The organism is Vibrio sp. sp1 (assembly GCF_016920955.1).
In the GTDB taxonomy this organism is placed as follows: domain Bacteria; phylum Pseudomonadota; class Gammaproteobacteria; order Enterobacterales; family Vibrionaceae; genus Vibrio; species Vibrio alginolyticus.
The window spans coordinates 1,673,556-1,688,203 of record NZ_CP060590.1 but is presented as its reverse complement, the minus strand read 5'-3'; the positions used below and the strand labels follow the sequence as shown (position 1 = coordinate 1,688,203).

General features: G+C 45.4%; 13 protein-coding genes. 4 read left to right on the top strand and 9 right to left on the bottom strand.

Annotation, left to right across the window (positions count from 1 at the left end):
* Nucleotides 1–98: 98 nt before the first annotated feature.
* On the bottom strand, nt 99–1,049 hold the full coding sequence (gene tal / locus H9L11_RS22800) for a transaldolase (protein WP_005373488.1): 951 nt from the start codon (nt 1,047–1,049) through the stop codon (nt 99–101).
* 466 nt (nt 1,050–1,515) lie between these two features.
* Here tal and H9L11_RS22795 point away from each other — a divergent pair, with 466 nt between their 5' ends.
* Nucleotides 1,516–2,517 carry a sugar-binding transcriptional regulator gene (locus H9L11_RS22795; protein WP_005387670.1) on the top strand — a complete coding sequence of 334 codons (1,002 nt, stop codon included), beginning with the start codon at nt 1,516–1,518 and terminating at the stop codon, nt 2,515–2,517.
* Between the two features lie 165 nt (nt 2,518–2,682).
* On the opposite strand, the gene H9L11_RS22790 is transcribed toward H9L11_RS22795, so the two are convergent.
* The 5 genes from H9L11_RS22790 to moeA all read right to left on the bottom strand — a co-directional run bounded on the left by H9L11_RS22790 (nt 2,683) and on the right by moeA (nt 8,432).
* Nucleotides 2,683–3,513 (bottom strand): sulfurtransferase, encoded by an 831-nt coding sequence (locus H9L11_RS22790; protein WP_064376232.1) that lies wholly within the window; start codon nt 3,511–3,513, stop codon nt 2,683–2,685.
* A gap of 129 nt (nt 3,514–3,642) precedes the next feature.
* Nucleotides 3,643–4,143 carry a hypothetical protein gene (locus H9L11_RS22785; protein WP_053307245.1) on the bottom strand — a complete coding sequence of 167 codons (501 nt, stop codon included), beginning with the start codon at nt 4,141–4,143 and terminating at the stop codon, nt 3,643–3,645.
* A 12-nt stretch (nt 4,144–4,155) separates the two neighbouring features.
* Nucleotides 4,156–6,261 carry an LruC domain-containing protein gene (locus H9L11_RS22780; protein WP_064376233.1) on the bottom strand — a complete coding sequence of 702 codons (2,106 nt, stop codon included), beginning with the start codon at nt 6,259–6,261 and terminating at the stop codon, nt 4,156–4,158.
* Nucleotides 6,262–6,437: 176 nt separating this feature from the next.
* A complete protein-coding gene (moeB, locus tag H9L11_RS22775; RefSeq protein WP_053349250.1) occupies nt 6,438–7,187 on the bottom strand; it encodes a molybdopterin-synthase adenylyltransferase MoeB in 750 nt (249 codons plus the stop codon).
* A 9-nt stretch (nt 7,188–7,196) separates the two neighbouring features.
* Nucleotides 7,197–8,432, bottom strand: coding sequence for a molybdopterin molybdotransferase MoeA (gene moeA / locus H9L11_RS22770; protein WP_064376234.1), 1,236 nt, complete (start codon nt 8,430–8,432; stop codon nt 7,197–7,199).
* A gap of 287 nt (nt 8,433–8,719) precedes the next feature.
* Here moeA and folE point away from each other — a divergent pair, with 287 nt between their 5' ends.
* Nucleotides 8,720–9,373 (top strand): GTP cyclohydrolase I FolE, encoded by a 654-nt coding sequence (folE, locus tag H9L11_RS22765; RefSeq protein WP_005373478.1) that lies wholly within the window; start codon nt 8,720–8,722, stop codon nt 9,371–9,373.
* Nucleotides 9,374–9,418: 45 nt separating this feature from the next.
* Here the strand turns inward: folE and H9L11_RS22760 are convergent, their stop codons facing one another.
* Together H9L11_RS22760 and clcA are read right to left on the bottom strand one after the other, a co-directional pair.
* Entirely contained in the window at nt 9,419–10,366 is a 948-nt protein-coding gene (locus tag H9L11_RS22760; RefSeq protein WP_005373475.1) for a TDT family transporter, read from the bottom strand.
* Between the two features lie 261 nt (nt 10,367–10,627).
* Nucleotides 10,628–12,031 carry a H(+)/Cl(-) exchange transporter ClcA gene (clcA, locus tag H9L11_RS22755; RefSeq protein ID WP_005373473.1) on the bottom strand — a complete coding sequence of 468 codons (1,404 nt, stop codon included), beginning with the start codon at nt 12,029–12,031 and terminating at the stop codon, nt 10,628–10,630.
* 456 nt (nt 12,032–12,487) lie between these two features.
* On the opposite strand from clcA, the gene H9L11_RS22750 reads away from it, so the two are divergent.
* Nucleotides 12,488–13,102, top strand: coding sequence for a hypothetical protein (locus tag H9L11_RS22750; RefSeq protein ID WP_080659228.1), 615 nt, complete (start codon nt 12,488–12,490; stop codon nt 13,100–13,102).
* Here the strand turns inward: H9L11_RS22750 and H9L11_RS22745 are convergent.
* A complete protein-coding gene (locus H9L11_RS22745; RefSeq protein WP_005387686.1) occupies nt 13,083–13,496 on the bottom strand; it encodes a helix-turn-helix transcriptional regulator in 414 nt (137 codons plus the stop codon). The genes H9L11_RS22750 and H9L11_RS22745 overlap by 20 nt on opposite strands.
* Nucleotides 13,497–13,591: 95 nt before the next feature.
* On the opposite strand from H9L11_RS22745, the gene H9L11_RS22740 reads away from it, so the two are divergent.
* Nucleotides 13,592–14,500: an aldo/keto reductase family oxidoreductase gene (locus tag H9L11_RS22740; protein ID WP_005373468.1), complete on the top strand. Its 909-nt coding sequence runs from the start codon at nt 13,592–13,594 to the stop codon at nt 14,498–14,500.
* Nucleotides 14,501–14,648: the final 148 nt, after the last annotated feature.

The following is a 14,648-nucleotide window of genomic DNA, read 5'->3' as shown; positions in this document are numbered from 1 at the left end:
AATAGAGGGAACTCGCCGAAACAAGTTCAAATAGAATTTTTTGAAAATAGTGCTGATGGTAAAAGCGAGTAGACGGGCTACTCGCTTTTGGTAAGCAATTAAAGCTTAGCTTCGATCATCGCTTCTAGTTTGCCTTGGTCAACGGCGAAGTTGCGGATACCTTCAGCCAGCTTCTCAACAGCCATTGGGTCTTGGTTATGTTCCCATAGGAATTCAGCGTGAGTCATTGGTGCTGGACGCTCAGCTGCGCCTTTAGAATCAACTAGTTTCTCAACTACTTCACCTTCAGCTGCTTCTAGTTCTGCAAGTAGAGCAGGAGCGATAGTTAGACGGTCACAACCAGCTAGTTCTAAGATCTCACCGATATTACGGAAGCTTGCGCCCATAACTACAGTTTTGTAGCCGTATTCTTTGTAGTAGTTGTAGATCTTAGTTACAGATAGTACGCCTGGATCTTCTTGAGCTTCGAAGTCACGGCCTTCTTTCGCTTTGTACCAGTCCATGATACGACCAACGAATGGCGAGATTAGGAATACACCCGCTTCTGCACAAGCACGTGCTTGAGCGAACGAGAATAGAAGCGTTAGGTTACAGTTGATGCCTTCTTTTTCTAGGATCTCAGCTGCGCGAATGCCTTCCCAAGTTGAAGCCAGTTTGATAAGGATACGGTCGTTAGTGATGCCAGCATCGTTGTACATTTTCACTAGTTGACGAGCTTTCGCTACGCTGCCTTCCATATCGTAAGATAGACGAGCGTCTACTTCTGTAGAGATACGACCTGGGATAGTTTTTAGGATTTCTTTACCGATGTTTACTGCAAGCATGTCACAAGTATCTTGAACTTGTTGAGCTTTGTCGTTGCTCTGTGCTTTAGCGTATTCGATTGAAGCATCGATTAGAGGTGCGTACTCTGCGATTTGAGCGGCTTTAAGGATAAGAGAAGGGTTAGTTGTTGCGTCTTCTGGCTGATACTTTTTAATTGCATCAATCTCGCCAGTGTCTGCTACTACAGTCGTTAGTTTACGAAGTTGCTCTAACTTGTTGCTCATAATCGATCATCCTATTTAAATGGGCTTAAGCGTGATTTTTGTTATCACAGCTTGTGCATTTGCAAGCGAGTTAGCTAACCGTCTCATCGCATTTAATGAGACATCTGCTCAGCCAACTACGGAAAATTTCGTTACCGAACAAATGCTATGAACATTTGATCGATAGCTGAGTAAATGATGTGTCCATATTTATCCTATCTATGCTGAAAGTCAATCGCTGAAATGGACTTATAGTGAACTTCATCAACGTTTTTTTACTGTGTGTTTAGTGGTTAACCCAAATAAACGTTTGCCCTTATTGTTCAAAGCTTGAGCGTTGTCCAAGAGGGTAAAAAATTGTAGTGAGAAAATGTTATTGCGATGAGCAAATGTAGCGTTTAAATTGATAAAGAACATATGCTAAGTCAATGAGCATATGTTCACTTATTGCATACAATATCGATCCTCTTAAAGGGCGAGAGAAACCATGAGCAGTTCTAATCAAGATATTTCCATTGAAAACACGGATTTGTTGACAGAGATTTCCGTCGCGTATTATCAAGACGGTGCGACTCAGGAAGAGATATCGAGAAAATTTGCCATATCACGCGCAAAGGTCGGGCGAATGCTCAAGCAGGCGCGTGATGAAGGCATTGTTGAAATTACCGTTAAATACCATCCGGTGTTCAGCGCCAAGATTGAACAACGTTTGATCGAGCGATTCGGCGTTAAGCGCGCGCTTGTTGCTCTTGATCAACCGAATGAAGAAGCGCAACGACTACAGGTATCGGGATTGGTGTCCAATTATCTCACTAGCACGCTCAAAAACGGCATGGTGGTGACGGTCGGACAAGGGCGCAACGTGTCGTCTGTCGCTCACCATATTGGTGTTATTACGCCGCGTGACTGTAAATTTGTGTGTGGCATTGGTGGTATTCACCCGCGTGGCGGTATGTATAACGCCGACCATATTTGTCGTCAGTTGGCGAAGAAATATGGGGGAACCTCTGAAACCCTTTATGCGCCGGCATACGCAGAAAATAGAGAACAGAAGTTGGCCTTCATGCAAAATGCAACCGTGAAACAAACGCTCGACCTAGCACGTAAAGCCGATGTTGCTTTGGTTGGTATTGGTGACATGAGCGAAAACAGTTACATGGTCGACTTAGGTTGGTTTACGCCTGATGAAGTGGTTCAGTCGAGACTTCAACAAGGTGTGGTAGGGGATTTTGCAGGTTATGACTTCTTTGATATTCACGGTAATGTAGCGAACACGGTAATGAGTGACCGAGTAATTGGACTTGGTATTGAAGAGTTTCGGCCGATCTCGGAAGTCATTGCGATCGCAGCTGAGAACAGCAAGCCACTCGCTCTACTCGGAGCATTAAGAACTGGAGCGATAGACGTGATCGCCACGAGCGTTAGTAACGCATTAACCGTGCTCAACTTAGATGAGCAAATGCACGGTAACGCGACATCTGAACGCTAACGGAAATAGTCGGCTTTTGATGTAGTCAGGCTATGAGGAGGGACAAATCACTCATAGCCAGTTTCTATTTCGAAATGACAAGTTTGGTTTAGAAGCTGCGTTTAGTATATTGGAACACATCATCTTTAGATAAACGTAAGATACTTTGTTAAACAGACACTTGTCTTAACGCTCGATAGGTAGAGAGTGGTCTGCACCCCATTCGGTCCAAGAACCGTCGTACACCGACAGATTGTCCAGACCAATTTGATACGCCGCGAGTAATAAAATGCATGCGGTCACACCGGAGCCGCAACTAAAAATAATTGAATTGTCACTATCTATCGTTAGTGCGCTAAATATCTGTTGCAACTCTGAATTTGGTTTAATGTGACCGTTGGTTAAGAGTTCTTGAAACGGTAAGCAAACCGAATTTGGAATGTGCCCACTACGTAGACCTTCTCGTGGCTCAGGCACTTCAGCAAGGAAGCGTGCTTTGGCTCTGGCATCGATGATATTTGCACTTTTATTGGTGGAATGAGCAAGAACATCTTGTGCACTCAAAAAGGCATTTTGATTGAGCTTACCCGCAAAGTTACCTTTTTCGCTTGGTTGCGATAGGGCACTTTCGACAGGAAATCCGGCTTCAATCCAAGCAGGAAGACCGCCGTTTAAGACTCGAACATTATCATGTCCCATAGCTTTGAACATCCACCAAGCTCTTGGTGCGGCTAAAGTGCCTGAGTTGTCATAAACCACAATCAAGTCTTCGTTGTTCAAACCGAGTTGTTGCGCACTTTGGTTGAAGCCTTCTTCTGTTGGCATCATATGCGGTAGGGAGGAGCCTGGTAAGCAAAAGTCATTGTCGTAATCAAAGCGTAAAGTATTTGGAATCCACTTATCTTGGATCTTTTTACCTTCAGAAGGGATTTGAAACGCAATACTAGCGTCGAGGAGCTTGACGTTAGGTTGGCCGAGAAGGCTATTGAGTTCATCAGTACTAATCAGTGCTTGCATTGTCTTTAGTTTGCTAGGTGGATAATCTTACTGTTTTACAACAAAAAAATCGCATGTTCAAAAGAACGATGCGATTTTTAAGTTAAAGATTGAAGATTTGTTCTGAAAGACAGCTTTCGATTTACCCAGTTACATGGTCCAAGTGTTGTCTCCAGAAGTAATCACTTTCTGAATTGGGTCACTACCGTCATAGAACCAAATTTCAACAAGTAGGCTACCTTGGCTATCAGAAACATTAAAGTCGACATTTGCTGTACCATTGTTGAGTGGAACCGATGCGACTTTGCTTGGGTATTTTGCATCGTAGTTACCTGAACTGTTCTCGACAAACTCTTTGTACACGCTTAGGTGTGCTCGTTGTGAAGAGAAACCACTGATGTCTACATTGAGCGTACCTTCCGTCACTGGGTTGTAGCTAAAGCCATCTGGTACTACTAGATCCTGCATGGTTGCATCTTCTACAGTTACGGTAGTCTCTTCTACGGTTGTTTCTTCCTGTTGGGTTGTGTCTTCCTCTGCAACGGTGGTTTGGGTTGGTGGAGGTGGTGTACTGTTACCACCTCCGCCGCCACCGCCTCCGCCACAAGCCGTTAGTGCTAATCCCATGATGATTGTGATAAGTGCTTTCATAATGTTATCTCCCTATGGAATGTAGCATTTGTTAGGTGTTGGAGCGGTGTGCCAATCTGTGCTTAGTTCGCCACCAGACTCAGCCCAAGTTTGGAATTGAGGGTATGCATCGACCATGTCTACACGCTCTAGCGGCCAATCCCAATCTTCTACTATTAACAGTGCCCAAGGTAAGTTGTTTGCTGTTTTGAAGTACACACCTTGTGCTGGGTCACTTGCATCGACGCCGACACCGAAGAGGTTTTGGTCATCAAACTGTTCTGTTGGTGCTTGGTCTGCTAAGTGAACTTCCCACTTACGCCCTGGTTGGAAAGTAATACCATCGCCATGGTAAGTGCCCGGTGTTGCAAAGATGAACGGGTCGTATGGCATGGCTTGAATGGCTGAACGGTCAGATCCTTCAGTGAAGTACACATTCAAGGTAAAGGTGAGTGAGACGTTATCATCACAGCCAGACTCTGTGCGGAAGTAGCTACAGCTGCTCGCCGCGTGTGTGCTTAAGTCTTCACTGATGATGAAAATTGCTTCATCAGAAATACTTTCCAAGCCATTAGATGCTTGTTCTACACCATTGAAGGATAGTGTTGTTAATCCGTTTTCAATCGAGCTTCTCAATACACCCGGTAGTCGGATTGCGAAGCCATTTTTGTAACTTGCACCGTAAGCCGCTAGGTCGCCAGTAATTTGAATACTCTCAACATGACCCGCAAGACTGGTTTCGGTGATGCGGAATTTTACGACCACATCGTTCATGTCGTAGTCTGCGGTGTATGGCCAGTTATCTTCGTAAGCGACGGTGGCGTAATCTTCTGCACTCGGGAAATATTCCACTGAGTAACCATTACCAGTGATGGTTATTGGGTAATCTTCCACCTCACCAGATGTCGAACCACCATCGTAGTTTAATCCGGTTTGTTGGCTAAAGCGGAATCGGCTCCAGCTAGACCCTTCCGTTGCAGCGGTTGAAACGACAAACGGTAGGGGATTATTACCCGCAGACAGTAATTGGTCGGTAAAGACTTGCTCACCTTCATCATCAAAGTCACCATCGCGGTTCCAGTCAAACCATGCTGATAGGTAGCCAGAAGTAGAAGCTGTCACATTCACAATTGAGCTTAAGCCTGGATCAAGTGCGGATACAAAACCAACACCATCTTCATCGGCTGTGCCCACAGAGTTGTCGTTTGCTTGACCGTCGGCATCACCATCTGGAGCAACAGAGCCAAGCCAAGTTGCACCGTCCACTTCGTGACGAGGACCGTTTGACGCAAGTGTTGTGTGGTAGCTGTCTGGAGCATCACCGAAATCAATTGGCTCGTCTTCGTTAATCACCGGAGCATTTGCACAACGTGCACCGTCATTTTGGCTTGAGCTTGGACCGTTGGATACAAACTCAACCGCAGGAACGATACCTGCTGCGATATTGGCTGCGTTACCTTCCGAAAGATCAACGCGATAGATTTTGCCATCTTGGTTACGTGACACGTAGTAGTTGCCGTTTACATCGAAGTAGCCAGCACCAAATGTGCCTTTCTCACCTGTGTCACCTATCGCAGTTGCGCTACCGTTTGATGGGTTGAACTGATATAGCACACCAGAGTTGTTGTCGATGCCGTAAAGGGAGCCATCACCTGGATGGAATGCAAAGTCGGTTAGGTTCACTGTCGCTGTTGAGCTAATTTTCACGATGCTCAATGTCGCATTTGGATCAGAATTGAGCGGAGAAAGGTCAATGGAGAAAAGTCCTTTGCCTTTGCGGTACAAGTAGTAGACGTGGTTGTAAACGTCGCCAACGTAAAACGTGTGGTCGGTAGGAAGGCCCGAAACATTAAGTGTCTCTGCTTGGAAGTCTTTACCAAGACGAACAATCTTTTTGTTTGTGGTGTCGTAGCCGTAGATATAACGGTCAGTGAAGTTAAAGCCTACACCGTTGATGCCCGAAGCCAAACCTGTGTCGTCCTCTAAAAGAGTCGTAGAGCCTGTAACCAAATTGACGCCATAGATTTGAACCGGGGTTGATTGGAATAGGTATGCTTGGCTTGGGCACGTATCAAATGGCGCCGCTTGTGCATAAGCGCTCACTATTAGAGACCCAAGTAGTAGTGATGTCCTTTTCATAATTCGCCCTCTCATTGGTTCGTGATATATGCAATGAAAGGAATGTGCCAACTTTTAAGTTGTTGAATTTTATGAAGTTAAAATTTGTAAGAAGAAGGGTTTTAAATCTGATTGTCAAAATGAGAAAAAAGCCCAACATCGAGTTGGGCTTTTTGGGAATGATTAGAGGTTTAGAACTAACTACAAACCGGACAGGTTGGCATTTTCATCAGATTCATTTCTCGCCAAGACATGCTGAGCGCGTCCAAAATCAGAATTTTGCCTTTCTTTGGTTGGCCGTAATCAGCAATCACTTTAATCGTCTCCATCGCTTGTACTGCGCCAACAATACCCACAACAGGAGCCATGACTCCGGCTTCGACACAACTTAACGCACCGCTGCCGAAGAGGGCACTTAAGCACTGGTAACATGGTTGAGTTGGGTCGTCGTAAGTAAACACACTCACTTGGCCTTCCATACGAATAGCCGCGCCTGAAATTAGCGGTGTTTTAGTCGCAAAACATAGGCGGTTAAGTTGATTGCGCGTATCGACGTTATCTGATGCATCGACAACAATAGTGTGTTGCTTAATCAGGCTCTCTAACGCGGTATCATCAAGACGTTTTGCGATGGTATCTACGACAATGTGCGGATTAAGTTCACGTAGTGCATTGGCCGCCGAGTCTACCTTCTTACGACCAATATCCGCATCGTGGTGCAGCACTTGGCGCTGAAGGTTAGACAACTCGACGATATCATCATCAATCAGCGTGATTTTACCGACACCAGCAGTCGCCAAATATTGGCTTGATGCGCAGCCTAAACCGCCAGCACCAAGCATCAATACCGATGCTTGTTTGAGTGCTTCTTGTCCTTCAAAGTCAAACTGACGAAGAATGATTTGGCGGTTGTAACGCAACATTTCCTGATCGGAAAGAATATCCACAACGTCTTCCTAGTAAAGGGTTGAGTTGAATAGTTGAATCTGAACCGTTTCGCCCACTTCAACTCGGCCGCGTTCACGTTCCAATACAACAAAACAGTTCGCTAGGCTCATTGAGCGGAATGCACCAGAGCTTTGGTTACCGGTTGTTTCAACGACAAACTTGCCATCTTCCAATGTATAGATACCACGTTGGTAATCGGTACGACCTGGCGCTTTCTTAAAGGCGGTTTTGGTTGTTGCTGGAATAGATTCGGGTGCTTTCCATTCTGTATGGCCTGCAAGTTTTGCCAGCATTGGTTGAACAAGCACGTACATAGTAAGAACTGCAGAAACAGGGTTACCCGGCAGCCCACAGAACCAAGCTGTACTTAGCTTACCAAATGCGAAAGGTTTACCCGGCTTGATTGCTAACTTCCAGAAACCGATTTCACCAAGCTCTTCAAGAATGTCTTTGGTGTAATCCGCTTCGCCCACACTAACACCGCCTGAGGTCACAACCACATCTGCCAATGTTTGTGCTTGTTCAAAGGTTGCTTTCAGAGTCTCTGGGCAATCTGGAATGATACCAAGATCAATGGCTTCACAACCGAAGTTCTCGATAAGTGGTTTAATACCGTAACGGTTGCTGTCGTAGATCTGACCTTCGTCTAGCGGTTCGCCCAGTGGTTTAAGTTCATCACCAGTAGAGAAGAAAGCAACTTTTGGCTTACGTACTACTGTCACATGGCTAACACCAAGCGACGCAATCATCGGAATATCGCGAGGTGTCAAACGTGCACCTTTTGCCAGTACGATGTCGCCTTGTTTGATGTCGTCACCTGTTGGGCGGATGTTGTTTTGCGGCTTCACGTCAGTTTGATTGAACTGAATGCCAGCATCCGTCACTTCTGTGTTTTCTTGCATGATAACGGTATCACAACCCTGTGGGATTTTTGCGCCAGTCATGATGCGAACACAGGTACCTTGAGGCCATTCACCTTCAAAAGGTTGTCCTGCAAATGATTTACCTGCCAGAGGCAATACAGAAGATGACTCAAGATCTTGAATGCGAATAGCGTAGCCATCCATTGCTGAGTTATCGAATGGCGGTACGTGGATAGGAGACAAGATATCTTCTGCCAGTACAAAACCGAGTGCTTCAGCAAGTGGAAGAGAAAGCGTTGTTTGGATAGGTTTGATTCGCGATAACATTTTGTCCATCGCTTCTTCAATTGGCATCAAGCCAGGTGCGTCGCAGCAGCCCATTGAGAAAATCCTGTGTTCTTTTGTTTTGTGGCAACTTTACCATAAAAGGGGACTGAGTAAGAATGTCCACCTATAAAATATGGGTGTAATTATTCAAAAATCCGAGTATCCTTGTCAGCCATCCAAAAGGGGTAAAAAACCTGCGGAGCTCAAGAAAATCAGCTCAGTACCTTCATCTGATGTGACTTGGTGTAAAGACACGAACTGAGCAACTCAAAGCGAAAAGTATGAATGCAATTTTGATTGGGTTTGTACGAAGGCTGAAGTAAAACAAAAGAGGAAGTGGAATGTCAGGTCTTAGCGAGTCAGCGAAGTTAGTAAAAGAAGCGCTAGAGCAACGCGGTTTGGAAACGCCAATGCGTCCAAACAACGTAAGTCGTGAAGAGAAGAAAGAGAAGATCGAACACCACATGCGTGAGATCTTAGGTCTACTTCAACTTGACCTCACTGACGATAGCCTAGAAGAAACCCCTCACCGCATTGCTAAGATGTACGTTGACGAAATCTTCTCTGGTCTGGATTACTCCAACTTTCCTAAAATCACGGTGATTGAGAACAAGATGAACGTGAGCGAGATGGTTCGCGTGAAGGACATCACGGTGACCAGCACTTGTGAACACCACCTTGTGACCATCGATGGCAAGGCTGCTGTGGCTTACATTCCACGTGGCAAGATCATTGGCCTGTCAAAGATCAACCGTATCGTTCGCTTCTTTGCGCAGCGTCCACAAGTTCAAGAACGTATGACTCAGCAAATTCTTGTTGCACTTCAAACGCTGCTTGAGTCCGATGATGTGGCAGTGACGATTGACGCAACACACTACTGCGTGAAATCTCGCGGTGTGATGGATGCAACCAGCGAAACGACAACAACTGCATTGGGTGGCATCTTCAAGAGCAACCCAGCAACGCGTGCCGAATTTCTGCACGGTTTACGCTAGGTAACCAAGTACTATTCTAAGAGGATGGCAAACGCCATCCTTTTTTTATGCTTGTTTAGAAAATGACTTCATGATTTCTGGCCAATACATTTTGACGTAACCTGCCGATACCCAAACAACCAATACAGTCGCGATACTGAGCTCTAGAAAACCAAAGTCGTGTAGCCAGTGCCAGTGAGGGTGCGATTCGGCAAAAAAAGAGGTTAAGCGATGCATTGCGATAGCGCTGATCACGGAAGGAAAGGTTACTGCCGCGATAGAAGGTTGAAACTTCAAGCGAAGTAAGCGGAAGTAACATAAGTAGATCAATAAAGTCATAGTGATGGCGATCCCGGCCAATGCGCCTGTCAGTATCGGATCAGGTAAGGGAAAGTTCACCAAGTATGCTGCTAATGACAAGTTTACCGGCGCGGCCATAATCGCGAGGGTCGGTCTTGCTCGCCTTGGTAGAGAGCCGAAAAACACCAAACGATACAACACGAGTGGCAGCATGAAGAAATAAATGCCGATGCACATCATCGCTAACGTTTCGGAAAATAAGTTGTGACCTAGTTGAGAACCGGCTAGTGAACTACTGATCAGCCCCACCGGATAAAGAAACCAACTCGGTACGATATTGGACATTTTGAAGTTCATTAGCTGAAAGCTAAAAAACAGCACCATCATAGTAAAATGCAGCAAAAGCGCCATAAACCAAAGTGGATAAGCGATGATAGGCGCTACAGCGGCAAGGTAATCTGCAAGGATCAGTAACGCCATACTCATTGGTGCCATTAAACTACCACTCAGCGGGTGACGAATGTCGACCATGAATAATCGTGGATTAGCGGCATATTTTATGAGTACAGGGGCGAGTAAAAGTGCGCCGAGTGACGCCAAAAATGGACGTATCGGTTCACCAATCTCAGGAACATAGAGTGCCCAAGCTTGCCCTAAACCTATCATACCTAGTGCCAACGCGGCTTGAGACGGCGGGACACTATAAAACTGCACAAGTCTTCTCCAGTTCAAATCTACTCCATTTGATTTTTGCCTGAATGAAACGAAACATGACGATTTGGATGAAATGCTCTATTTAAGTAGCGAATACTAACAAGTATGGAGAGGGGTTTCTCATGAAAGGTGGTGAGCAAATATCAGAGAATGATAATTTTGTGAGTTTGGTATCGAATATTTGGGAAAAGATGTAAAAATGCAGAGTTTATCGCTCCAAACCCTTCGATAGTCTGGAGCGAAGTGATAACAAAGAGAATGTTATGTTGATTGATTCTCCGGTAGATCCTGCTGGCGTAACTTTTCGTTTTTGATTGTACGATGCAGCAGCTGGCTGTAAATAGGTTGTCCACCCAACAATTGAGCAATAATCACAGCGCCCAAACAAGTAATGATCAATGGCAGGATTAAGTAGTAGTTATTCGTCATTTCAATCACTAACAGAATACCAGTAATCGGTGCACGTACCGTTGCAGCAAACAGGGCACCCATGCCCGCAATCGCAAATACACCAGGCTCGATATCAAGCGCAGGGAGCAAGACATCAGCACTTGCTCCGAACGCATAGCCAAATAAGGTTCCCAGAGCAAGCATAGGTGCAAAGATGCCTCCCGGCGCACCAGAACCAAAACAGAGCAGGGTTGTAATTACGCGACCAAAGAAAAGCAAAACTAAAATAGATACCGAGTAGTTACCGTTAGTAATGTCAGGAATAAGGCCGATACCACCACCAGTTAGTTGGGGAACGTACAAAAGAAGCAAGCCAAACACGCCTCCCAGTAACGAACCTACAATCAAGTAGCGCTTACGATCGTTTTTGTGAATTGCGACAAAACTGTCTTGTGCCACGGTAATTAGTTTATTGAAGATCACGCCAAACACGCCAAACAATGCGCCAAGCAATAAAAACAGCCATAGGGTTTGAAGCTCTGGCGACTGGTATTGCGGCATAGTGATAACGGCGTCTTGCCCGTTAATGGCGCGAAACACTATGTTCGCCATAATGGCAGAAATGATCACTGCGCGAATTGAGATCAAAGAGTAGCGAAACTGAGGTCGCATTTCCTCCACAACGAACATAATGCCTGCGAGAGGGGCATTAAAAGCCGCAGCCAAACCGCCAGCAGCACCAGAAGCGAGCAGGGAGTGGCGGGTATCGTCATCCTTTACGCGGAATATATCGGTCACCATTCGACCAACAGCGCCCCCCATTTGAACGGTTGGGCCTTCACGACCCAGCACCATACCTGAGCCAAGTGCGCCCATGCCGCCGAAGAATTTTACTGGTAGAACTCGCCACCAGCGCACTGGACGAATATTATCCATTGCCCCTTCGATTTCAGGAATACCAGAGCCTGCCGCTTCTGGCGCAAAGCGGTGCACAAGAAAATAGCCAATAAAAGCTAAAAGTGCGCTAATGAGAACCGCTGCCAGCCACAGTGGTAGAACATTACCAATTTCGCTTCTTAACCATTCTGTTCGTGTTTCAGAAACGAAATGAACGGCAAGCTCGAAATACGTACCGACAAAACCAGCCAACGTACCCACAATGGCGGCCATAATGAGAACAGAAAATGGTGTTGACCCTCGAGAGACAAACTGGTTAATCGCATCTTTCGGTACGTGCGCCAACACAGATTTCACAATTCTCTCGCGTTTGGTCATTAAAAAGCTCTCCTGTTGCTGGGGGGAAGGGACGAAAGAAAGTATACGCTTCGCAGAGTCTAGACCTAATCAATAAAGATGCAATTTAGCTTTTCACTATTGAGTGTTCGAAGTGTCGCGATATTATTCATTCACTCAGATTGTGCTATTGCTCTCATAATTTAGGATAAAAAACTTGTTTTTTGAGAAAAATGAACCATGCTTTAAATGTAAAGCAACATGACTGCTTCAGAAGGAGGGATGTGAGGTTTTACACACAATTTGGATGGATTCAAACCCTACGGTAAGTCCTCGTTTTATGTTCGGGATGCATCAATAGACATCGCCGATTCGCACACTCACGATTGAGTAACGAGGTAGAGGCGCACGCACATGTGCGCCTTCTTAATTTCTGCGTTATAACTTTCATCACCACCTGCCACTATTTTTCTCTTGAACATTTTCTTGCAGTTAGTAATGTCTTGGTTCGATGTCAACCAACTAGAGCAGTGCATGCGCTTTTATCTCCGACTCTTACTTTCTTTATGTTGTTGTTCGGTAACGTTTCCGGCACTTTCAACGCCGAGCTGGTGGCAAGACACGTTGTCAGCAATGCCATATTCCAATCTAAAAGAACGTATAGAAAAAAGTGGAAGCTGGTATGGTTGCGAAGTGCAGTTGCGAGACAACTCAACGTTTATCAGCGCATTTTGTTTGGATGATTTTTCGTACTACCAGCAGCACTTGTATGGTGAAGTGGTTTTGAGAAGAGAAAGTGCTCAGTTCTCGTTTCTCACTGAATACGAGTGGCAGCGTCTGAATGACTTACTTCTCAACTTAAGAAAGGATGGGTTAGTTTTACGCAGAGTTACTATCGGACAAGAACACTATGATGTCGTTGAAGCTCTGGAAAAGAAATCTTCCGAGCTTGTCGATAAAGAAGTTATTTTGTTGATGAACCGCTATCCACAAGAAACGATTCGAAGTTTGCTTTGGGTAAAACCGGACGAGTTTCTGACGCCATCACCGTCCTTAAATGTGCAATTGCGCAGTGATGGCGAAATTATCGAGGTCAAAGTGACTCGTTTTTAGATTCTTTATGGAGAGATAGGAAGGTCGCCATTGCTGATTCATCCAAAAAACCATCCGATTTTTTGTGAGCGCGCAGGTATTGATAGCCTGCGATTAGCTTGCGGTGTAGCTCTTCTGCATCGTCTGACAACGGCTGATTCATAACGTGTTGAAAGGCAAGTTTGTACGCATCCATATCCACGACTTCAGCACGGCGATATAAATAACCACATCCCGTTGCTAACCATTCGAGAGAGCAATTGGCGCGCATTGCAATTTGATTTGCTTTGGTTAGGCTAGGTTCACTGCCTTTAAGGTATTTGCGTATTAAAGCTTCAGACACATCGACGCGTCGAGCGAACCCGCTGATGCTTTCTTCTCCGATCAGGGTGGCTAGGCGTTGGGCAAAAGACATATTTCGTACTCCAGTTCGAATTGCGAAAGTTTACCCGTTGAGCCGGTACGAAAACAAGACTACGATGAATGCAGATCAATTGAAGGAGAAAACCCATGGTTGCAAAAGTAGTAACTGCACCAAAAGGCCCAGAGTTCTCAGAGCTGGTTCAAGGATATTGGCGTGCAGTTGAGTGGGGAATGACGGCTCAAGAGCGTTTGTCATTTCTTAAGCAACACATTGAGTTAGGCATTACGACGGTCGATCACGCCGACATCTACGGTAATTACGAGTGTGAGGCGTTGTTTGGTGAAGCGTTAGCTTTAGACAAGAGTGTTCGTGAGCAAATTCAGATCGTGACGAAATGCGACATCAATTTGTGTGGCGATAAAACGCCAGAGCGTAAGATCAATCACTACGACACGAGCTCAGCACATATCTACCAATCGGTGAATAACTCGCTAGAACGTTTGAATGTGGATGAAATCGACGTACTTTTAATTCATCGTCCTGACGTGTTAATGGATGCGGACGAGGTTGCAGAAGCATTTTCTGAGCTTCACAAAGTCGGCAAAGTGAAGCACTTTGGCGTGTCTAACTTCACTCCACGCCAGTTTGAACTGCTGCAATCTCGCTTAGGTAAGCCGTTGGTTACTAACCAAGTGGAAATCAACCCACTTAACTTTGAGGTTGCACACGATGGAACGCTTGAGCAAATGCAAATGTTGCGCACGCGACCAATGGCTTGGTCTTGCCTCGGTGGTGGTTCAATTTTTAGTGGTGACAGTGAGCAAGCTGTTCGTGTCCGTAACGAATTAGAAGCAATTCGTGAAGAAGTGGGCGCAGCGAGTATTGATCAAGTAATTTATGCCTGGGTACGTCGTTTGCCATCTAACCCTATTCCAATCATTGGCTCTGGTAAAATCGAGCGTGTGCAAACTGCAGTTAATGCATTGAACATCGAACTTACTCGAGAGCAATGGTATCGCGTATGGGTGGCTTCTAAAGGCCATGGTGTGCCATAGAATTGATATCTTATCGATGAAATTATTATTAAAGGCATCCTCTAGCAGGGTGCCTTTTTAGTTTTAGCGCGTTACTGTTTACCCATTATGGAAATGGAAAGAATGAAATTCGAGCAAAAATGGGCTTTGGATGTTAGCTGCAACTTTT

Coding starts and splice junctions, on each gene's coding strand:
- H9L11_RS22790 (WP_064376232.1), bottom strand. CDS start 3,513: ATGCAAGCACTGATTAGTACTGATGAACTCAATAGCCTTCTCGGCCAA.
- H9L11_RS22780 (WP_064376233.1), bottom strand. CDS start 6,261: ATGAAAAGGACATCACTACTACTTGGGTCTCTAATAGTGAGCGCTTAT.
- H9L11_RS22795 (WP_005387670.1), top strand. CDS start 1,516: ATGAGCAGTTCTAATCAAGATATTTCCATTGAAAACACGGATTTGTTG.
- H9L11_RS22740 (WP_005373468.1), top strand. CDS start 13,592: ATGGTTGCAAAAGTAGTAACTGCACCAAAAGGCCCAGAGTTCTCAGAG.
- H9L11_RS22745 (WP_005387686.1), bottom strand. CDS start 13,496: ATGTCTTTTGCCCAACGCCTAGCCACCCTGATCGGAGAAGAAAGCATC.
- tal (WP_005373488.1), bottom strand. CDS start 1,049: ATGAGCAACAAGTTAGAGCAACTTCGTAAACTAACGACTGTAGTAGCA.
- clcA (WP_005373473.1), bottom strand. CDS start 12,031: ATGACCAAACGCGAGAGAATTGTGAAATCTGTGTTGGCGCACGTACCG.
- folE (WP_005373478.1), top strand. CDS start 8,720: ATGTCAGGTCTTAGCGAGTCAGCGAAGTTAGTAAAAGAAGCGCTAGAG.
- H9L11_RS22785 (WP_053307245.1), bottom strand. CDS start 4,143: ATGAAAGCACTTATCACAATCATCATGGGATTAGCACTAACGGCTTGT.
- moeA (WP_064376234.1), bottom strand. CDS start 8,432: ATGGGCTGCTGCGACGCACCTGGCTTGATGCCAATTGAAGAAGCGATG.
- H9L11_RS22750 (WP_080659228.1), top strand. CDS start 12,488: ATGTCTTGGTTCGATGTCAACCAACTAGAGCAGTGCATGCGCTTTTAT.